The organism is Burkholderia sp. Ax-1719, from assembly GCF_011753055.1.
Taxonomy (GTDB): domain Bacteria; phylum Pseudomonadota; class Gammaproteobacteria; order Burkholderiales; family Burkholderiaceae; genus Paraburkholderia.
This window is the reverse complement of record NZ_VWWJ01000022.1, coordinates 1-20053: the sequence shown is the minus strand read 5'-3', so window position 1 is coordinate 20053 and position 20053 is coordinate 1. Positions and strand designations below refer to the sequence as shown.

Here is a 20053-nt window from a genome sequence, read left to right as displayed (position 1 = left end):
GCCGTGCCCGATTCCTGGCTCGCGCAGGCGGTGATCCAGGCGGCATCGAATTCCGGCATCAAACCATGAGCGATTCCACCCTGATGAACGTATCGAGATTCACGTCGCGCGCGCGGCGCGGCTGGGCATCGCTGAAACCGCGCGTGGCGCGCGCATTCATGCCCGCGCTGCGCAATCTCCAGTATGTCAAGCGGCGCATGCGGCCGCTCGCAGTGGTCGCGAGCATCGGTTTTCCGCTCTATTACTACGTCTGGAAGGAGCTGTTTCCGCAGCCTTATGAAAATCTCTGGCTACGTCTGATTGGCGCGGCGCTGTTCGTGCCGATTCTCGCCTTCGAGCGCTGGCCCGCCTCGGCCAAAAAACTGCTGCCCTGGTACTGGTATCTGGCCACGCTCTACGCGTTGCCGTTTTTCTTCACCTTCATGCTGCTCAAGAACAACGGCAACGACGTCTGGGTGGAGAGCGCGCTGATTGCGGCTTTCGTGATGGTGCTGCTGCTCGACTGGCTCATGCTGGTGCTGCAGTTTCTGGTCGGCATTGGGCTCGCGCTGCTCGCCTATGTACTCACGACCGACCCGATCGTGCTCAACGCGAATTACCTCACGCATCTGGCGATTTTCTCGTTCGCCGTCGCAATCGGCGCCGTGGCCAATTACGATTCGGATCGCATCCAGATCGAACAGGAGCGCGCCATGCTTGCCACAGCGGGCAGCGTCGCGCATGAACTGCGTACGCCGCTCGTCGCGATACGCGTCGGTGCAGCGGGCCTGATGCGTTATCTGCCCGCATTGCTCGATACTTACGCGCTGGCGCAACGCCATCGCCTGCCGGTGCCGAAAATACGCGTGGCGCATCTTTATTCGATGCAGGGTGTGGTCAGCCGCATTGAACAGGAAGCACTCCACTCGAATGCAATCATCGACATGCTGCTGGCCACCGCACGCTTCACCGGCGGCAGCATGCAAAATGCAACGACGTGTTCGATAGCACACTGCGTAGAAACCGCCCTTGCGCGATATCCTTTTCGTGAAGGCGATCGCGCACGCGTGCATTGCAATCTACGGCCCGATTTCGAATTCATCGGCTCGGAAATGCTGACCGTCCACGTGTTATTCAATTTGATGAAAAATGCATTCCGGCATATGGGCAGTATTGACGGCGCCCATATTTCGATCAGGCTCGAAAGTGCCAATCGCGCTAATCGGCTGATTTTCAGCGACAGTGGCGCCGGTATTTCACCGGAGGTCTTGCCGCATATCTTTACCCGCTTTTATACTTCTTCCACCACCACCGATGACGTGGCGCTCGGAGCAGGAATCGGGCTGGCATTTTGCCGCGATGTCATGCAAGCGATGGGGGGAGCCATTGCCTGCTCGTCGGTGAAAGGCAAGTACACCGAGTTCGTTTTGACATTCCCTGCGCCATGACGAAAGCCATCCAGAAAGCCATTCAGCCCCTCTCCTGGCCGACCACCGCCGCGTTCGTCGACGACAGCGCGGCCTTTCTGTCGAACCTGAGCCTGCAACTCGATCCGGAACTGGCATTCCGGCTCTTCAGTTCTCCCACGGAGGCGCTGCGCTTTCTGAACGGCCGCGCGGCAGTGGACCAGCCCGCTTCGCCTATCTTCAGCCCCTATCTGGACCGCACCGAAGAAAACGATGCGCATCAGGTGATTGCCATGCGCGTGGACGCAATCCGCTCGCTCGTGCACCGGCCGGCGCGTTTTGAATCGGTGTCGGTAGTGGTGGTCGATTACGACATGCCGGAACTCAACGGCATCGAGTTCTGCCGTCGCCTGACCAATCCGGCGCTCAAGAAAATCGTGCTCACCGGCAAGGCCGACGAACACGTCGCCGTTAAAAGTTTCAACGAAGGCGTGATCGACCGCTTTATCCGCAAGCATGAAGTCGACGCAGTGGAAACCCTGAATCAAACGATTCGAGACATGCAGGCGGCATTCTTCGATAAAACCTGCGGCGCGGTGCTCGATGCGCTCGCAGTGTCCGAATATGCCTTCCTCAAGGACGACGGGCTTGCAAAGCACGTGCAGGGTATTTTCGAAACGCTCGGGATCGTCGAGCACTATCTCTCGTATCAGCCGCACGGCCTGCTGATGTTCGACGCGCAAGGCACCGCGTATCTGCTGATCCTGCACACCGACGAATCGCTGCGCGGCGTGCGCGAGATCGCGGTCGAACAGGGCGCGCCCGCTTCGTTTCTCGCCGAACTCAACAGCCATCGCGGCGTTCCCTACTTCTGGCGCACCGAAGGCTACTACCCGGCGCAATGCGCAGAATGGCAGCCGTACATGCATGCGGCATCGGTATTCGAAAGCGACCGCCGTTATACCTATGCAATCGTAAAGAAGCCTGCCGGATTCGCGCTCGATAACGTGCTGTCTTACGACTCCTATCTTCAGCAACTCGATCGCGAAATCCAGGCGGAATGGGATTCACACTGAGTATCTCACTCCGCCTGGGCAGACTTCGGGCCGCCCCGAATCGCATGAATCGCAGGCTTACGTCAATCTAACCTGAAGGTCCAGTCGCGCCCGCCTCAAGCCGCTACCGGCAAATCCGCCAGCGTCGGCGTCTGACGCATGCGTACACGGCCCGCGCCGCGCTCCATGAGACGACGCGTCGACGGCCAGTTCCACATCTGCACTTCGTCGCGTATCGCTTCGCACACGTCCACCAGACGCTCCAGTTCCGATTCGTCCAGCGCCGCGTTGATCGAGAGCCGCACGAGCGAGCGATTCTGCGCGGTAGCCGGCGCGCAAAATACCGAACCGAAGATGCCGCGCGCCTCCAGCGCATCGCGCAGAATGATGGTCTGCGGCTCCGGCCCGGCTTCGAGTGCGATGATCTGGGTCTCGCTGCCGTTCAGGTTGTAGCCAAATTCCGCGAGCCGCGAGCGCAGATAACGTGCATTGGCCGCCACGCGGGCACGCCGCCAGTCGTCACGCTCGATGACATCGAGCGTCGCCGCCAGTCCCGCCGTTTCGTGCGGCAACAAGGTCGAACTGAAGATGGCCGGCAAGGCCTCGCACTTGAAGTACTCCTGGAAGCGGCGCGAACAGGTGACGATGCCCGCACGTCCGGCAAACGCCTTCGCAAGACTCGCCGTACGAAAGTGCACGCGCTGCGTGAGTCCCAGTTCCGCGACGAGACCCGCGCCATGCGGCCCATGCGTACCAAGCGAATGCGATTCGTCCACCACGAACACGCAATCGTGTTCTTCGCACACCTGCGCAAAGGCTTGCAGCGGGCACACGCTGCCATTGGTGCTATACACCGAATCGACGATCACAATGCCCGGCCCGTAACGCTGAATGCGCTGCTCCAGGTGCTCAACATCGTTGTGGAAGAAACTAATGGCTTTGGCACCCGCACTTCGAATGCCTTCCCACAACGACATATGCGCCATCATGTCGACATACACCGGCGTCTGCGCATTGGCGATCGACTGGATCAATCCCGTATTGGCCGCAAAGCCCGACTGGCACAACACGCTCGCTTCAGCGCCCATGTAGCGCGCGAAGCGGTCTTCAAGCTGCAATTGCGGACATTCGTCGCCGTGCAGAAAAACGCCTGACATCAACAGGCCATTGCCTTCGTCGCGAATGCTGCGGGTCATCGCATCGATGATCTCCGGGTGACGCGCAATCGACAGATAGTCGTTGCTCGACAGATGCAACGCATCCGCATCGGCCACGCGCCCCTTCATGATGTGGCCGCCTCCCCAACTCTGCTGCACGCGCTCCCCGTAGTAGCGGTCCACGCGCGCGGCGAGGAAAGCCGGCAGCGCGGCGTCGTTGTTGTGCGCATCCCGCCAGTTGTTTTTGGTTACTTGCATCTCAGGCTCCAGGTGGTTGATGGCCGCCTCCCCGCAGGCGACTTCCCGTCAAAGAACCATTGGGATGGCTGGCCGGTAATGGGCCCAGGCAAGCCTGACGCGCGCGAACGGACGTCGCGCGTTCACGCCCGCCAAGGGCTGATGAATGCGGAAATGACAAAGACTGATGAAGCGCGTGCCTGGCGCGCAACAGGGGATAAGGCCCGCGCGAGCTGCGCTGGCGCTCGCGCGGGCGCCAACGTGCCGACAGGCAGGTGTGTCAGGAACACACGTGCGGGCACAGGCGCACGCGAGCGTGCGTGGCGCGCCACGGCGCGCGGAACCGCCCGGCGCGGGAGACCTGCCGATGCGGTCCGCTCTGCGCCGTCTCCCTTCGGTGCGTCCGGCGTTCGCGCACAGGAGGGCTAGCTCCGGCACGCGCTCACGCGCCCGACCGCGCACGCGGGGCAGCGGTTTCGCAGGCGAATGGATGCGCTCGACGCCGTGGGCGGGCGCCTCGACATCCGCACGATTCCCGCTTTGCGTGATCGCCACTGGGTACCAAGGAAGAGACGCCTGCCCGAAGACTGTGATGCTGTCGCGGCGGCGCTGGCATGGGGCCGCGCCGCTGGCTGGAATGACCGTTGCATGGAACGTCACTCACACCTTTTGATAATTATCCTTTAAAAACAGCGACGTGACAGATTTCATCCGCAACGAAATCCATTATGCATAACGAAACGATTGCGCCCTGCTGTAACGCATAACTGGCTGAGATCAGGGCGATTCTGGCCGTTCCAATCGATTCGCCATTTATTCATTTCGCATGACGTCGATCGAACGACAGGAGGTCGAAATAGTTTCGACGGGAACGAATGCGTGGGGGAAAGGTGCCGGCGTCTATGTGAATGCTTGATGACCGCGGCAATGGATGAGAACGCAGGCTAAGCCGTCACGACGCGATCGCGTCCGCGCGTTTTGGCTTCATAGAGCGCGGCGTCCGCGCGCGCCATCAGGCTGGCCAGCGTATCGCCGGGTTGCAGCATATCCACGCCTGCGCTGAAAGTGAGCCCGGCATGCGGCGTGGCCTGCTCCTGCTCGGGTTGCGCCGCATCGCCGCCGCGCCGTACCGCGAGCGCGGCCACACGCAGCGCGTCCAGACGCATCACCGCCGCTTCCCGGGTAATCGCCGGAAATAGCAGCGCGAATTCCTCGCCGCCCAGACGACCGAACAGATCGGTGTCGCGCACGCCCGTCGCTACCACGCGGCCAAAGTGCGCCAGCGCGCGATCGCCCGCAGCATGGCCGAAGTGATCGTTGATGGCCTTGAAGTGATCGATATCGACAATCGCCAGCACCACCGGCGTGGACTTGACGCGCGCGGTTTCGATCAGTGCGAGCGCCTGCGCGACGAAGGCGCGACGCGTGAGCGCACCCGTGAGTTCGTCGCGGTTGGCAAGGCGTTCCAGTCTTTCCGCCATGCGGTCGTGCGCGAGCAGCACCATGCCGATGGACAGCGACGGCAACACCAGAATCCCCAGCGCGAGCCAGATGACATTGAGCGGGGTGGCGACCAGCAGTGTGCTTTGCTCTATCATCCCGGTGCCATACGTGAGGCCGCGCAGACCGTGAGCGAATGCGCCCAGCCAGGCGGAAGCAGTAACAAACCGATAGCTGTAGACGGGACGACCAGGCGGCCGGTAGCGCATCGCCATCCAGCCGATCACCGCATAAATCGCGGCATGAAAAGCGGAGACGAGCGCGATGCGCGCGGCCAGGCTGGGTTCCACCCAGTACCACCATGCGATGCCGACGGCGACCACGCCACAACCGATGCGCGCAAGCGGCGCGCGCTCGGGCAGTCCGAAAAAATCGCGGCAGCCTTCGAGCACGCGTGTGACCGCGATGGCCAGCAGGGTATTCGATACGAGAATCGTGAGAACCGGCATGCCCAGACGCTGCATGCCCGTCAGCACGAGCGCGACGCTGGCCCAGACGTAAGCGGCAATCCAGCGGCTCACGCCCGGAATGCGCGCTGGCCGCAGCGAACCGAGAATGGCGAGACTCATGATGCTCGAAAGCACCGTGACGAGAAGGATATTGACCGGATCGAGCATGAGCGGCACACGACGCAACGTCTGAGGACGGCGCCTGTTATCGCGCGCCACGGGCCGCTAGAAAAACGGGGCCCGCAATAGTTTAGCGGCAGAAACTTTAAAAATATCGCCTCGGCATATGAATTTATGCGTTTCGATGTTGAATCGAAGGCGGCCTGCCCTTAATAAGTAAATTATTCCGATTTTATTCCCGACGGCGGATTTTTAACGGACGCGGTGAAATAGCGTCTTTTAGCGTTTATACCAGGTGTAATTCGCCCAGACCCGTCAGTGCAATCGCAAATCAATGCCGGACAAATAATCGCCGCTAAACGGGAACGGCATCTGCTGGAATTAGCTGACTACCGTTTATTCATTTGCAGGAGACGCTCATGCCAACCAACTCTGCAGTCAATCCGCGTGACGCGCTGATCGACCGGGTTCAGCGCGCAGTCAATGACGTGTCCTACCCCGCGCATCCGCCTACGCTCATCGATGCCGCCGGTCAGGCGAACGCGGACCCCGAAGTGCTCGATGCGCTGCGCGGTTTGCCCGACGAGGCATTCGGCGGGTTCGCGGAAGTGTCGGCATCGATCGTCGCCGGCATCGACGCGCGCGCCCGGCCGCGCCGCGAAGCACCGGGCTGAGTTCCGCCCAGGGAGGCCCCATGAAGCCGATGAAAACTACTGGAATGGAAATTGCGCGCAACGCCCCCATCGCCAGGCACACGCCTGCCCCCGGCTCGCGCCGGCGCGAAATGAGTCAGAACACCGCGCAAGAAAAGGCGCAAAACACGGGCGCGCTCCGCTCAGGTAAACGTATGGCTACCGTTTTACTCGTCGATGACGACATCAACACGCTCAATGCACTCAGGGAACTGGTCGCGCAGGAAGGTTATCGGGTCAGGACCGCAGAGGACGGTCTCGATGCGCTCAGGAGTGCACTGGACGAGCCGCCCGACGTCGTGATTTCGGACTGCATGATGCCGCACATGGACGGCCTTTCCCTGATGCGCGAAATGCGCCGCAACAGTGTGCTCATGGATGTGCCGCTGGTGCTGGTGTCCGCGCTGGTCACCCCGCCGCCCGATGCCGACGTGGTGGGCTTTCTGCGCAAGCCGTTCGCCGTTTCGCAATTGCTCGATATGTTGCATCGGATCGCCGCGCCTTGATATCCGGCGCGAGGTACGCCCGATGCGCATCGGTCAGTGTTGTCTTCACGATTCGGGAGAACGCACATGAACGACTATGCAGGACGCTCGCAGGACGATCGCGTTTCGCAGCGCAAACACGAGAAACAGCGCGCTCAGGAGCCGCCGGGCGGCGATATGGCCGTACACGGCACTCAGCCCGACAGCACGCACAGCAGCGGCGAACTCTCCGAACGCGGTAAGGAAGTGTGGCGGCGCGGCGCAGGGATCGACGGCGGCGGGAAAAGCGGTTGAATTATGTCTAAGCCACGGCTGAGCCACAGCGATTAGATCAGCAAAAAATCGCGCGCGGCGCGGGTTGCGATGCACCACGCACCGCGCGCGTTATCACCGATGATGCTTTTCACGCGTATTGCGGTTGACCTGGGCGTCGTTCTGCGTGCGCTCCTGATACGCATCGCCGCCCCAACGGTCGGTATCTTCCAGACCGCGTTCGAGATCTTCATGCCCTTGCACCCCGACCGAGCGCGGCTCGTGCGGATGTTTAGCCGCAACGGGCTCGCCACCCTCGTGACGCGGATGCTTGACCGGAGCATCGTCCTCGTGATCCACCTGCGGTGCTTGCGCAGGATGCACTTCAGTCGACTTGCGCTGGGTTTTCATGGCAAACCTCCCGTGCTATGTATGACGAGATGGCGCAAACCCGATGCCCGCTGCATGCGACCAAGCACGGCTTAACAAAACTGTCGCGCATGCGCGGTAGAGTCGAGGCTATTTGCCGTAGATTCGGTCGTTGACTCCTCCCCCCGCTGATCCCTCCTATGCTCGCCCCGCAACTCGCGCCGCTCGTCGCCGCCTTCTACGAAACCGTCCGGCATGGCAGCATTACCGCCGCCGCCCGGCATCTCTCGATCAGCCAGCCCACGGTCACCGCGCGCATCCAGCAGCTCGAAAAGCATTATGGCGTCGAGCTGTTCCATCGGCGCGGCAGCCGCGTCGAACTGACCCAGACGGGCGCCTCGCTGATGCCGCTCATCGACCGGATGATGGAAAGCGAGCTGGCCATCGACTGCGCGCTGCGCGACGGCCGCACGCTCGATGCGGGCAGTTTCCGCCTGGGCACGACCGGCCCCTACTACATTCTTCCGGCCGTCGCGGCGTTTCGCCGCCGGTATCCGAACGTGCAGATCGGCATCGAAGTGGGCAATTCGCAGGAAGTGCTCGACGCGCTGGTGCAATATCGCGTCGATGTCGCGGTTTCGTCGAATCGCGTCGACGACCCCTCGCTCACGCGCCATCGCATTGCGACCGATTCGCTTGTGCTGGTGGTCGATCCAGCTCATCCGCTTGCGCACAAGCGCAGCACCGACCTGAATGTGCTAGCCCAGCAGACGCTGCTGCTGCGCGAGCCTGGCTCGCGCACGCGCGACGCCACCGAAGCCGCGCTCAAGCGGCGCGGCGTGACGCCCGCCGCGCTCATCGAGATCGGCAGCCGCGAAGCGATCTGCGAGGCGATCCGTCATGGCCTGGGGTGCTCGCTGATGCCCTCGGGCGAGGTGCCGCGCGGCGCGGCGCTGGTGAGCGTGCCGATCGAACCGGATGGCCCGGTGATGCACGAATATCTCTATCACCTCAAGAGCCGCACCAATGCGCGTCTGATCGAGGCGTTCATGAGCGTGCTGGACGCGGAGCCGGTCGATACCGCGGCTGCCTATGCCGATGCTTCGTAGAACGAGCTAGTTCATGCGGCATGGCGCGCGCCATGCACAAGCTGCCAGCACGCGTTCCGGGTACGATAGCTCCACAACGACCCAGAACGAACCCGAACGAACTGGCACCATGACCTCGAAGGACCGCCGTCACTTTCTGCGCGCCGCCGCCGCGGGCGCTGCGCTTGGCCTGTTTCCGCCGGCCATCCGCCGCGCGCTTGCGATTCCCGCGAACAACGTCACCGGCACGATTCAGGACGTCCAGCATGTCGTGATCTTCATGCAGGAGAACCGTTCGTTCGATCATTATTTTGGCACGCTGCCGGGTGTGCGCGGCTTCGGCGACCGCATCACCATTCCGCAGCCACAAGGCGCAAGCGTCTGGCAGCAAAGCGACGGGGCGCGCAGCGTGCTGCCCTTTCACCTCGATAAAAACAAGGGTAATGCGCTGCTCGCGGGCGGCGCGCACGAATGGCTCGACGCGCACAGCGCCTGGGATCATGGTCGCATGACGCAATGGCCGAAGTCGAAAGGCGATACCTCGATGGGCTATCTGGAAGCCGCCGATCTGCCGTTTCACTTCGCGCTCGCCAATGCCTTCACGATCTGCGATGCCTATCATTGCTCGCTGCATGGCGGCACCAATTCGAACCGCATCTTCCTGTGGACCGGCACGAACGGCCCCGGCGGCGGCGGCTTCGATGCGCATGCAGTGGTGAACAATAACGGCTGGGACTGGCTGGGGCCTTCCGAAAAGGGGCTGAAATGGACCACCTATGCGGAGCGGCTGCAACAGGCCGGCGTAAGCTGGAAGGTCTACGAAAACCAGCCCGATAACTACAACGACAATCCGCTCTGCGGTTTCGCGACCTTCCGCAAGGTGCATGAATCGATCAGCGGCGCACCGAATGCGCCGTGGACGCCCGAGATCGAAGCGGTTGCGCCGCTTTACAAAGGCATCGGCAATACCATGCCCGATGGCGGCTTCCTGCAGGCGCTCAAAGACGATATCGCCGCGGACCGCATGCCGCAGGTGAGCTGGATCGTCTCGCCGCAGGCCTATTGCGAACATCCCGCCATCTCCACGCCCAACCAGGGCGCGTGGTACATCCAGCAGGTGCTGGACACGCTCACCGCCAATCCGGAGGTCTGGAGCAAGACCGTACTGTTCGTGAACTACGATGAAAACGACTGTTTCTTCGATCATGTCCCGCCGCCCGACGTCCCCTCTCCGAATGCCGACGGCGGCTATGCGGGCAAATCCACGGTCAGCACGAAGCACGAATACTTCACCGTATCCAACCCGCCAGGCGACGAAAAGCCGCTCACGCCGGATGGTCTGCCCTATGGCCCCGGCCCACGCGTGCCGATGTTCGTGATTTCACCGTGGAGTACGGGCGGTTTCGTCAACTCGCAGGCGTTCGATCATACGTCCGTGCTGCGCTTTCTCGAACGGCGCTTTGGTGTGGAAGAACCCAATATCAGCGCGTGGCGTCGTGCGGTATTCGGCGATATGACCTCTGCGTTCAACTTCAGCACGCCTAATGAAAAATCAGCCGCTGCATTTCCACCGACCGACAAGGCCACCGCCGACGCCCTCAACGCCCAGCAAAGCAAGCTCAAGGCGGTGCCACCGCCAGCCGTGGCCGATCAGAGCTTGCCGCGCCAGGCGCGGCTAGCGCGCCCGTCACGCGCGTTGCCGTATCAGTTGCATGTGCATGCGAGCGTCAAAGGGCGGCGCAAGGTGCGGCTCGCCTTCGTCAATGACGGCAGCGCGGGCGCGGTCTTTCATGTCTACGACCGCTTGCATCTGGAGCGCGTGCCGCGCCGCTACACCGTCGAGGCAGGCAAGCAACTCGCCGACGACTGGACGCCCGAAGCCGCCGACGGCGACCGCTACGATCTCTGGATACTCGGCCCCAATGGCTTCCATCGCGGCTTTACCGGCGACGTGGACGCCGTACTGCGCGGCCCGAACCCAGAAGCGCGTCTGCGCTACGACGTGGCGAACGCCATCCTGACACTCGCGCTTGAGAACAGCGGGCGCGAACCCAGCACGTGCAGCGTACAGTCGAACGCCTATCGCACCGATGCGCCCTGGGCCACCACCGTACCCGCACAAGGCCGCGCCGAACATAGCTGGTCACTGGGCGATGCGGGTGGATGGTACGACTTCACGCTGAGCGCGGAAAACGGCGTGACACGCCGCTTCGCGGGTCGCGTGGAAACCGGACGCGATAGCATCAGCGATCCGGAAATGGGGAGCGCGTGAAGCATCGTTCTGGCGACGAGCAGGACATTTTATATCGATTGATTTAAAATAAGGCGTCCCCACCCGATGGAGCCACCATGGGCCGCCCCCGCGAATTCGACGAAACCAGCGTACTGGATGCCGCCTGCGGCGCGTTCTGGGCGCGCGGCTACGAAGCCACCTCGACGCGTGATCTCGTGAAAGCCACCGGCCTCACGCAACCCAGCCTTTACAACGCGTTCGGCGACAAGCGCGCGTTGTTCCTGCGCGTGCTCGATCATTATCTGGAACATTCGCTGCGCGACCGTATCGTGCGGCATGAAGCCGCCGCCACGCCCGGCACCGCCATCACCGGCTTTTTCGCCGAGACCGTGCAGCGCTCGCTCGACGATCCGGACAAACGCGGCTGTCTGATGGTGAATTCCGGTCTGGAAGCCGCACCGGATGACCACGAATTGCGCGCCGCCGTCACCGCGGAAGTCACGCAGATCCGCGACTTTTTCCTGCGCTGCGTCGAAGCAGGCCAGCGCAGCGGCGAAATCGCGAAGACGGTCAGCGCGCCGGAAGCGGCTCAGCATCTGCTCGCGGTGCTGCTGGGCCTGCGCGTGATCGCCCGCATTCATCCGGAGCGCGAATGGCTGACGGGCGCCGTCGCGCCTGCGCTCACGCTACTAGGCCTGCTGCCGGGACATGCCGCACATTGAGTCCTTATTTTCGCCCTGCACTAGAGCCTGCGCGCGATGCTCAAGCGTGATACGCTTATAACTCCGATTCATTCAGTCGTGGTATAGCCATGTCTTACATCAGCACCGGCGTCGAGTACGGCTTGCATTGCCTGCTCTATCTGGCCGATCCCGAAGGTGTACGCGAAGCCAGCGTGCGCGATCTGGCCGAAATGCAGGGCGTTTCGGTGGATTACGCCGCCAAGCTTTTTACCCGCCTGGCGAAGGCGGGACTCGTTTCCGCCACCGAAGGCATTCGCGGCGGCTTCACGCTTGCGCGCGCGCCGCAGGCGATCACGGTGCATGACGTGGTGGAAGCCATCGACGGCGAAAAAGCGCTATTCGATTGCCGCGAAATCCGCGCTCAATGCGCACTATTCGACGATGCCGCGCCCGCGTGGGCCACACGCGGCACCTGTTCGATTCACGCGGTCATGCAAGGCGCGGAGCGCAGCATGCGCGAGGAACTGAAAAAGCACACACTCGCCGATCTCGCCACACGCGCTCACTCAAAAGCGCCTGCGAGTCATGGCAAGCAGGTGGTGCAGTGGTTCGGCGAACGGGCCGCGAATCGGCGCAGCGATCGCGCTTGATAGCGGCTTGATATCAACTTGATATCGGCTTGAATCAGGCTTGAATTCGCTTTAAGCCCGCTATAAAACGCGGGCGCAAAAAAAGCAGGCTCTTTTCAGAGCCTGCTTTCGCATTGCGACTTCAATATGCCGCGTCAGCTCAAGCAACCACGATCCGGCGCGGATCGGCAGCCGCCAGCACCTCTTCACGATCCGCACGCGGCGGATAGATCCATTCGCTGTTGATGCGGTGCTTGAGCTGCTTCGCCTCCTGGCCGCTCAGCTTCACTTCGCGCTCCCAGCCTTCCGTATAGACTGCGCCCCACGGACCGAGATCGAGACAGGTCACGTATTTCGGCTGGCTATAGGCAATCGTTTCAAGGCCGAGCAGATCGGCGGCTGCATTGTGCCCTGCCGAGCGGCCCAGATTCATCGCGTGCTGGCACGACATCAGCGTACGGTTGCCCACATCGTCGGTGGCCGCGCTGGCAACGTCGCCAGTCGCGTACACGCCGGGCACGGCTTCGACCGCCAGATTGCTGTCCACATAGAGACGGCCTGCCGCATCGCGGGGCGCGGCAATCTGCGCGGTCAACGCGCTGGCGCGCACGCCTGCCGTCCAGATCACCGTGTTCGATTCGATGCGCGTGCCGTCGGCAGTCGTCACGCCATTTGCGTCGACGGACGCAACGCCCTGGCCCAGCAGCGACGTCACGCCCAACTCACGCAGCGCCGTTTCGATCACCGGACGCGGGCCCGCGCCAAGATCGGGACCGATCGCATCGTTGCGCTCCACCACCACGACGCGCACCTGCGCGTCCTGGCCGAGCGCGGCACGCAGACGCGCCGGCATTTCCGCAGCCGTTTCGATGCCCGTGAAGCCGCCGCCCGCCACCACGATGGTGTTGCGCGCAGGACTATCCGGCTGCTGCGCCAGATTACGGATATGCGTTTCGAGCGCCGCCGCCTCGTCGACCTGATCGACGCTGAACGCGTGTTCGGCAAGGCCCGCGATTTCGGGGCGGAACAGCTTGCTGCCCGTCGCCAGCACGAGACGGTCGTAACCCAGCGTGAAAGCGCGCCCTTGCGCATCCTGCCCCGTCACTTCTCGGCGATCGGTGTGGATCTGGTCGACGGTGCCCTGCACGAACTTCACGCCCACTGCATCGAAGATTTCCGTGAGCGGCGCTTTCATGTTTGCCGGGCCTTCCTCGTACAGACGCGGGCGCACATGCAGTTGCGGCTCCGGCGCGATCAGTGCGATTTCGACATCGGCGCGACCGGCCTCGTCGATCAGACGCGCCGCGCTCAACGCGCTCCACATACCGGCAAAACCGGCCCCGACAATCAGAATTCGCTTCGACATGTTCCACTCCTGTAGATCGTTGCGTGAGCCCGATCGATATCGAACTACTGCATCTGGAAAAACGCGCTGCGTTGCCGCATCGCATAACTGCGATTCTATGAGTCGTAGTTATGCGTTACAATGCGACTTAATGAAACACACTGTTGACTGAAATCGCGATGATCGATGACGACATCGTTGCCCGATTCATCGGATGATTCGGCGATGCCTCACTCGCGCGTGACATCTGGACATGAAAAAACGCCCGCGTGCACGAGGCACACGAGCGTTTGTTATCGTTTATTCAGTGATACGAATTACATGACCGTTTCGATTGACCGTCGGCTCATGAACAGATCGACGATGAACGCCAAGGCCAGCGCAACGGCTCCGCAGGTGAAGATGAGCGCGTAATTTTCGTGCGTATGTGAAAACAGATACGAATAGCCATAGCCGCCCAACGCCTGAAACAATGCAAAAGCCGTCGTAGCACGGCTCCACGCGGCGCGCTGTTCCAGATGATCGTGCGGGATCAGTTCATGGATTCGGCCGAGCGCAACCGGAACGACGCCCGGCGTGAAAGCGCCCAGTACAACGGTTGCCGTGAGAATTGCGGCCATGTGGCTCGACAGCGCCAGCAAGGCCACCGCGGCTGCCTGAGCCAGCAGCGCAAAGCGCCAGGTCAGACGAAAACCGATGCGATCCGCCACCTGGCCACAGACGATCGGACCTGCGATCGCCGCGACGCCATAGAGCACCCAGATATACGCGCCGCTGGCCGCGCCCTGCCCCAGACCGCGCGCCACGTAGTCGACGAGCAGCACCATCGCCGGTACGAGCCCGAGCGCGTTGGCAGCGTACTGCGCGTAATGCACCCGCAACGCGCGGGTGGGTTTCGCAAGGCCATGCTGTGTTGTGCCATGAGCAGCCGTTGCCACCGGCGCATCGGAGCGCGGCCAGCCGAACCAGCTTATTGCGGTAAGCAACAGCGCAATCGCGCCGAGTCCCATCCACGTGACGCGCAGGCCGTAGTGAAGCAACCAGGGAATCGCGGTGCCCGACGCCGCGATGCCCAGCCCCAGACCGAGAAAGATCATCCCGCTCACGAAGCCGCGCCGCGCGGGCGGCACATGCGGCAGGATCGACGTGGCCACCAGCACCATGATCGCTCCGCCCGCCACGCCCGAAGCGAGCCGCCACGCAAAGAACCACGCAATCGAGAGCGGAAAGGCACAGGCAAAAAACGCCAGCGTGGCGGTCGCCATGAGCCCGCGCAACGCAAGACGATTGCCGAGCAGGTGTGCGATGGGACGCCCGAGCAACGCGCCCAGCAAATAGCCCGCGAAATTGGCCGCACCCAGCGTAACCGCCTGCGAGGCCGTGAACCAATGCGCCTGGATCAATGACGGAATCAGCGGCGTGTACGCGAAACGCGCGAGCCCAATCGCGACGAAACTGCCACACAGACCCGCGAGCGTCGCGAACAGCGCCTGCGTATCGAGCCGATCAGGCGCGCGCACGCCAAGGGTGGAAGGAGTCGCCGACATGTTTGCTTTCCTCGCGTTCTATATCAATCGATACAATACAGACGCATTCTATATCGATTGACACAAAACGCAAGCCTTGAGTGCAGCGATACGGCACGCGCAGTACACTGCCCGTTCTTCACGAGACTGGAGCCAGCATGAAAATCGACTTGTCGGGAAAACTTGCGCTCGTTACCGGTTCGGCCGCGGGCATCGGTCTGGCCATCGCCAAAGGGCTAGCGGGCACGGGCGCGAAAGTGATTGTGAGCAGCCGCCATGAGGGCAACGTGCGCGACGCCGAAGCCGCGGTGCGCGCGGCCGTGTCCGGCGCGCAGGTGCAGGGTTTCGTTGGCGATCTGTCGAACGAGGCGGGATGCGCGGCGCTGGTGAAGGCTTATCCGAAGGTGGATATCCTGGTGAACAATCTGGGCGTGTTCAAGCAGCAGGACTTCTTCGAGATTCCCGACAGCGAATGGCTGCGTTTCTTCGAAACCAACGTGATGTCGGGCGTGCGGCTCTCGCGCGCTTACGCCGAGGCGATGGCGAAACAAGGTTGGGGCCGCATTGTATTCATCTCATCGGAATCGGGGCTGAATATTCCGGCCGACATGATTCACTACGGCATGACCAAGACCGCGCAACTCGCTGTAGCGCGCGGTCTCGCCAAACGGCTTGCCGGCACCGGCGTGACGGTAAATTCGGTGCTGCCCGGCCCGACGCTTTCCGACGGCGTGGAAGCGATGCTCAAGGACGAAGTCGCAAGAACGGGCAAGAGCGCAGAGGAAGTGGCGGCCGCTTTCGTGCGCGAGCATCGCTCGTCTTCCATCATCCAACGCGCGGCGAGTGTGGAAGAAGTGGCGAACATGGTGGTGTACGCATGCTCCAAAGAGGCTTCGGCGACCACGGGCGCGGCGCTGCGCGTCGATGGCGGCGTGGTGGACACGATCGCCTGACGTCCCTACGTCATCCTTATTAATACCACGGGTTCTATCGAACGAAAAACGGCCCGCGCCGTCATGCGCGGGCCGTTTTTATCGTGAGACTGGTTACGCGGTACTAGCGCATCAGCCTCGCCGCACGACGCCCAGCAACAAGGTGACGAGAAACACCACGAGGAAAATGAAGAACAGGATCTTGGCAATCGATGCCGCACCCGCCGCGATGCCGCCGAAGCCGAATACGGCGGCGATGATTGCGATGATGAAGAAAATGACTGCGTATTGAAGCATGACGTCCTCCAGTCTCCGGTTCAGCCCGGGTTAAAGTCAGGCGCCGCGCGCACGCGGCATTGAAAAGCAAAACAGCTCAGTCGAAAACAGTTCGAAAAACATTCAGCGTTGCAGCGGCTCAACGGTATGGGTCGGGTCGAAATCGGACCAATGACCGTCCTGCCAGCGCCCGTCGGCGCGTTCGATTTCCCGGCCGCCCGCCGCGCCCAGCACTTGTGCGGCCTGCTGCTCGGTCCCGGGACTCACGTGCACAGCCACCAGCACACCCGATTCGCGCGCGGCAGGCGTGCCGTCGGGGTCATGGCCGATATCGGGACGATGCCCACGGCCGCCGCCTCGCGTCTGCCACAGCGCGCCCGCGAGCGTGCCCACGTAGGCGCCCACACCGGCGGCGACCGCCAGCACGAGCAGCGAACGTAAAAAGAGGAGCGAAAGCACGATGGCGAGAATCACGCCAACCAGCGCGCCCGCCGCCGCTCCCGCTCCTGCGCCAAGCGAAGCCCAACGCGATTGCGGATCGGTGAAACGGTCGCCGCCGACCGGAAAGCGCGCGTGCTGGCCACCCGGATTGACGTAGAACAGCGACACGTCCTCATCGACGAATCCGTTGTTGTGCAACTTGTCCATCGCCGCTTCGGCGTCATTGAAGGTCGTGAAACGGCTCGCTACGATCAGAGACATGATGTGACCTCCTCGATGCTCAATGCAGAGCGTCGGGTATGTCGCGTACGTTGAGTACATCCGGCGCGCGGAACCGGCCGCTGTGCAGCACCACCGCGCCTCCGCGCTGTTCGATGGCGCGCGTGCAGACCGCGTGAATGCGCGATTGTCCGCGCGCGAATGCTTCGCGCAACGGCCCTTCAAGCGCCGATTGCGCGCCAAAGTGATCTTCCAGCGCCTCCGCCGTAATGGCGCAATCGAGCGCCTCGCCATCCACTTCGGCGACGAAGTGCAACTGCAGATTCGCGCCGTCGAATTGAGGCGGATCGTTGCTGTAGTGGATATTCATATCGGTATCCCGGGCCATGACTGCCTGGCCACAACATTTGCAATCGCGCGACGGCAATCACGCCGCCTGCGTCTGTTCAATCACGTTCAACCCCTTGAGCAAGTGCGATGCCCGAGGTCAACAGGTGCGGCGCAACGCGGATTTCAGGACGCTGCGCCGCGCCTGCCGCGATGACTTATTGGCTTGAATCAGGCGATGACTGCTGCGATCCCGGCATCGTCGACGGTGCGCGACTGGGCGTGGCGCCCGTTCCCGCGCCCTGGCCGCCGCCCACGCCCGTCGTGCCCGGCGAGCCGTAGCCGCTGGTGCCGTAGCCCTTCATGTTCTTGCTGTTGCGATTGCTGTCCGGCACCACGCCTGCCGCGCCTTGCGTATTGCCGCCGCCCGCGCCTACGCCGTTGCTGCCGCCCATGCTGCCCGAACTACCGCCGCTGCCCGTGCCACCCGTGCCACCGGCTGCACCCGCGGCGAACGCCGCGCCGGACACGGCCATCGCGAGAGACAACGTCACTGCCTTGAGGGTGGAATTCATGATTGCGCTCCTTGGAAAACGATCCGTTGGCGATCCAATTGCGATCCGTTTGTCGACATGCGGCAGCGCCGATGACGCGCCGCACGAACGCCATCGAAAGCGCAATCGATGTGCCACAGGCGGCTGAAAAAGGTGCGCAGATGGGAGCGAAAAAGAAAAAAGGCTCGCATTGCGCGAGCCTGCAACCACAAACCGGCGATATTAATCAGGCATGCGAATCATGCCCGCGCATGAGCGCGTTACGCCTGGTGCGTAGCCGGATGCCAACCGTTGTGCTGGAACGAGGTGGCAAAAAACAGCACCTGATAACGGATGGCGTTGGACCAGTACGACCACGTATGGCCGCCAGGCCGCTCCGCGTAATCGTGCGGCACGCCTAGCGCGATGAGCTTTTCGTGCAACGTGCGGTTGGACTGCACGAATGAATCGTTCACGCCGCAATCGATCGTCAGCGCGATATGCGCCTGCTCGAAGCTGTTCGCGCCTTCGACAATGGCGTTGCGCGTCCAGAAATCGGCATGACGTGCGGGATTGCCGAAGATGCGGTCGATGCCCGGTTCATCCTCGCAATTACGCGGATCGACCGCCCCGCTGATGCTGCCCGCCGCGCCAAACGCCTCGGGGTGATCGAGCGCGATGCGCAGCGCGCCGAAGCCGCCCATGCTCAAGCCCGTAATCGCGCGCGTCTGGCGCGTGGCAAGCGTGCGGAAATGCGCGTCGATATACGAGACGACCTCGGTGCCCACATAGGTTTCGTAGCGGCTCGCGGTATCGAAGGGACTGTCGATGTACCAGCTTTCGTGGCCGCCGTCGGGCATCACGAGCATCACGTGATAACGATCCGCGAGCTTGCCGATCTGCGTGTTCGAAGTCCAGTCGGCGTAATTGCCGCCTGAGCCGTGCAGCACATAAATGACCGGAAAGCGCGCCGCGCTGCTGCTGCGAGCGTAATCGTCGGGAAGCACGACGGTTGCATCGAACGCGCGATGCATGGCCGCGCTCGGGATCGAGACGATACGCGTCTGGAAGGCCCACGCGGGCGTGGCGAGGAGCAGCGCGAAAAGTGGCGTCAGGAACAACGCGAATAATTTGAAGGGCCGGAACGCGCGGGCTGTCAGCATGAGTTGATCGCTCTTGTTTTAACTGCCACCGAAGGCACGACGCCTGCGATGACTGTAACAAGGGGCACTTACAGCCAAATTTCTATGAACCCTACGGCTTCCTTCACGTTTGCCTTCAGACTACCTCTTGTTCCCGCCTTTCTTGCCCGATCGATTAGTCCCCATTACGCCTGCGTCGCCGCAATCGCCCTTCCGGCTCGCCTTCATGCAGTAGTCCCTTCTGTCGCGGCGTTAGCGGATCGGTAAGACAGGGCTCGGCGTCCAGATCCTGCTCGAAGCGCTCCCAGATGCCCGCCGGCGTATTGGCCGACCCCACGCGCGTGCCGATCATCAGGCGAATCTGGTTCGCCCGGCGAACGGTCGAGCGCAGCCGGTGAATCTCCCAAAGCAGCCGCAAAACAACAGGCAGCGGGTGCCGGTCGTAAATATCGGCTAGCTCCGCCGCGGTGAGCGGCGGGAAATGACGATGATTCCGTCCCATGATTGCGTCCTGCTTTCCGGTCCATTCGGCGCGCCGAGTACTGTATATATATACAGGTTAGCACACGTAGGAATTGTCCTGGAAGCCATAGGAAATGGGGACGGCAAGGCGCTCGGAACCTCCGGAGACCCGCCAATCGGCAAGACTTTCTCACTCGCCGCAACGCTCTCTCACGCGCATCGGAAGGTTTGGGATCATTTTGTTACACCTCTTACCCCCCGCCTCTGCCGGCGTTACAGAAGCCTTTCAGATTGCCCGCTATACTCCGCTCCATCTTAAAAATGAATGGGCTCCTCCATGTCGAAGAAATTCATCCCGATGGTTGCGATTGCGGCGCTGGCCGCAGCGGTTTCGTTGCCTGCCATGGCCGGCGACATGAACAACGCGCTGGGCGGCGCGCTCGGCGGTGTCGCGGGCGCTGCGCTGGGCGGCGCGGTCGGCGGCAGCACGGGTGCGGTGATCGGGGGTGCGGTGGG

21 protein-coding genes are annotated in these 20053 nt (G+C 62.4%); 10 read left to right on the top strand and 11 right to left on the bottom strand.

The annotated features are described in order from the left end of the window. Positions 1 to 65 precede the first annotated feature (65 nt). Both F3J17_RS28040 and F3J17_RS28035 read left to right on the top strand, forming a co-directional pair. Complete coding sequence (locus F3J17_RS28040; RefSeq protein ID WP_240161185.1) at positions 66 to 1427, top strand: HAMP domain-containing sensor histidine kinase; 1362 nt, start codon at positions 66 to 68, stop codon at positions 1425 to 1427. Continuing rightward, complete coding sequence (locus F3J17_RS28035; RefSeq protein WP_167066916.1) at positions 1424 to 2461, top strand: response regulator; 1038 nt, start codon at positions 1424 to 1426, stop codon at positions 2459 to 2461. The genes F3J17_RS28040 and F3J17_RS28035 overlap by 4 nt, the downstream gene beginning before the upstream one ends. A gap of 95 nt (positions 2462 to 2556) precedes the next feature. Here the strand turns inward: F3J17_RS28035 and cqsA are convergent, their stop codons facing one another. Next, positions 2557 to 3855, bottom strand: coding sequence for an alpha-hydroxyketone-type quorum-sensing autoinducer synthase (gene cqsA / locus F3J17_RS28030; protein ID WP_167066913.1), 1299 nt, complete (start codon positions 3853 to 3855; stop codon positions 2557 to 2559). Positions 3856 to 4778: 923 nt separating this feature from the next. After that, positions 4779 to 5951 (bottom strand): GGDEF domain-containing protein, encoded by a 1173-nt coding sequence (locus F3J17_RS28025; RefSeq protein WP_167066910.1) that lies wholly within the window; start codon positions 5949 to 5951, stop codon positions 4779 to 4781. A gap of 371 nt (positions 5952 to 6322) precedes the next feature. Here F3J17_RS28025 and F3J17_RS28020 point away from each other — a divergent pair, with 371 nt between their 5' ends. From F3J17_RS28020 to F3J17_RS28010, 3 genes are all read left to right on the top strand, one after another. After that, entirely contained in the window at positions 6323 to 6577 is a 255-nt protein-coding gene (locus F3J17_RS28020) for a DUF2795 domain-containing protein (RefSeq protein ID WP_167066906.1), read from the top strand. Between the two features lie 20 nt (positions 6578 to 6597). Beyond that, the gene (locus F3J17_RS28015) at positions 6598 to 7101 is read left to right on the top strand and encodes a response regulator (protein ID WP_167066903.1); all 504 of its coding nucleotides are present in this window, start codon (positions 6598 to 6600) and stop codon (positions 7099 to 7101) included. Positions 7102 to 7167: 66 nt separating this feature from the next. After that, positions 7168 to 7374: a hypothetical protein gene (locus tag F3J17_RS28010; RefSeq protein ID WP_167066900.1), complete on the top strand. Its 207-nt coding sequence runs from the start codon at positions 7168 to 7170 to the stop codon at positions 7372 to 7374. Positions 7375 to 7467: 93 nt separating this feature from the next. Here the strand turns inward: F3J17_RS28010 and F3J17_RS28005 are convergent, their stop codons facing one another. Next, positions 7468 to 7743, bottom strand: a complete 276-nt coding sequence (locus tag F3J17_RS28005) for a hypothetical protein (protein WP_167066897.1) — start codon at positions 7741 to 7743, stop codon at positions 7468 to 7470. Positions 7744 to 7901: 158 nt separating this feature from the next. Here F3J17_RS28005 and F3J17_RS28000 point away from each other — a divergent pair, with 158 nt between their 5' ends. From F3J17_RS28000 to F3J17_RS27985, 4 genes are all read left to right on the top strand, one after another. Then, entirely contained in the window at positions 7902 to 8810 is a 909-nt protein-coding gene (locus F3J17_RS28000; RefSeq protein WP_167066894.1) for a LysR substrate-binding domain-containing protein, read from the top strand. A 109-nt stretch (positions 8811 to 8919) separates the two neighbouring features. Further along, positions 8920 to 11061, top strand: a complete 2142-nt coding sequence (locus tag F3J17_RS27995; RefSeq protein WP_167066891.1) for a phospholipase C, phosphocholine-specific — start codon at positions 8920 to 8922, stop codon at positions 11059 to 11061. Positions 11062 to 11138: 77 nt separating this feature from the next. Further along, positions 11139 to 11744 (top strand): TetR/AcrR family transcriptional regulator, encoded by a 606-nt coding sequence (locus tag F3J17_RS27990; RefSeq protein ID WP_167066888.1) that lies wholly within the window; start codon positions 11139 to 11141, stop codon positions 11742 to 11744. 89 nt (positions 11745 to 11833) lie between these two features. Next, positions 11834 to 12355, top strand: a complete 522-nt coding sequence (locus tag F3J17_RS27985; RefSeq protein ID WP_167066885.1) for an Rrf2 family transcriptional regulator — start codon at positions 11834 to 11836, stop codon at positions 12353 to 12355. A 139-nt stretch (positions 12356 to 12494) separates the two neighbouring features. On the opposite strand, the gene F3J17_RS27980 is transcribed toward F3J17_RS27985, so the two are convergent. Next, the gene (locus F3J17_RS27980) at positions 12495 to 13700 is read right to left on the bottom strand and encodes an NAD(P)/FAD-dependent oxidoreductase (protein WP_167066882.1); all 1206 of its coding nucleotides are present in this window, start codon (positions 13698 to 13700) and stop codon (positions 12495 to 12497) included. 296 nt (positions 13701 to 13996) lie between these two features. Continuing rightward, positions 13997 to 15226, bottom strand: a complete 1230-nt coding sequence (locus tag F3J17_RS27975) for a YbfB/YjiJ family MFS transporter (protein ID WP_167066879.1) — start codon at positions 15224 to 15226, stop codon at positions 13997 to 13999. Positions 15227 to 15363: 137 nt separating this feature from the next. Here F3J17_RS27975 and F3J17_RS27970 point away from each other — a divergent pair, with 137 nt between their 5' ends. Beyond that, the gene (locus tag F3J17_RS27970; RefSeq protein WP_167066876.1) at positions 15364 to 16158 is read left to right on the top strand and encodes an SDR family oxidoreductase; all 795 of its coding nucleotides are present in this window, start codon (positions 15364 to 15366) and stop codon (positions 16156 to 16158) included. A gap of 111 nt (positions 16159 to 16269) precedes the next feature. Here the strand turns inward: F3J17_RS27970 and F3J17_RS27965 are convergent, their stop codons facing one another. The 6 genes from F3J17_RS27965 to F3J17_RS27940 form a co-directional block, all read right to left on the bottom strand. Continuing rightward, on the bottom strand, positions 16270 to 16434 hold the full coding sequence (locus tag F3J17_RS27965) for a DUF1328 family protein (RefSeq protein WP_027820439.1): 165 nt from the start codon (positions 16432 to 16434) through the stop codon (positions 16270 to 16272). Positions 16435 to 16536: 102 nt separating this feature from the next. Next, positions 16537 to 17115 carry a hypothetical protein gene (locus tag F3J17_RS27960; protein WP_167066873.1) on the bottom strand — a complete coding sequence of 193 codons (579 nt, stop codon included), beginning with the start codon at positions 17113 to 17115 and terminating at the stop codon, positions 16537 to 16539. 19 nt (positions 17116 to 17134) lie between these two features. Continuing rightward, positions 17135 to 17443: a DUF1488 domain-containing protein gene (locus F3J17_RS27955; protein ID WP_240161184.1), complete on the bottom strand. Its 309-nt coding sequence runs from the start codon at positions 17441 to 17443 to the stop codon at positions 17135 to 17137. A 175-nt stretch (positions 17444 to 17618) separates the two neighbouring features. Continuing rightward, positions 17619 to 17975 carry a hypothetical protein gene (locus tag F3J17_RS27950; RefSeq protein ID WP_167066867.1) on the bottom strand — a complete coding sequence of 119 codons (357 nt, stop codon included), beginning with the start codon at positions 17973 to 17975 and terminating at the stop codon, positions 17619 to 17621. 239 nt (positions 17976 to 18214) lie between these two features. Further along, positions 18215 to 19096, bottom strand: coding sequence for an alpha/beta hydrolase family protein (locus tag F3J17_RS27945; RefSeq protein WP_167066864.1), 882 nt, complete (start codon positions 19094 to 19096; stop codon positions 18215 to 18217). Between the two features lie 154 nt (positions 19097 to 19250). Next, positions 19251 to 19577, bottom strand: a complete 327-nt coding sequence (locus F3J17_RS27940; protein WP_167066861.1) for a hypothetical protein — start codon at positions 19575 to 19577, stop codon at positions 19251 to 19253. Positions 19578 to 20053 lie beyond the last annotated feature (476 nt).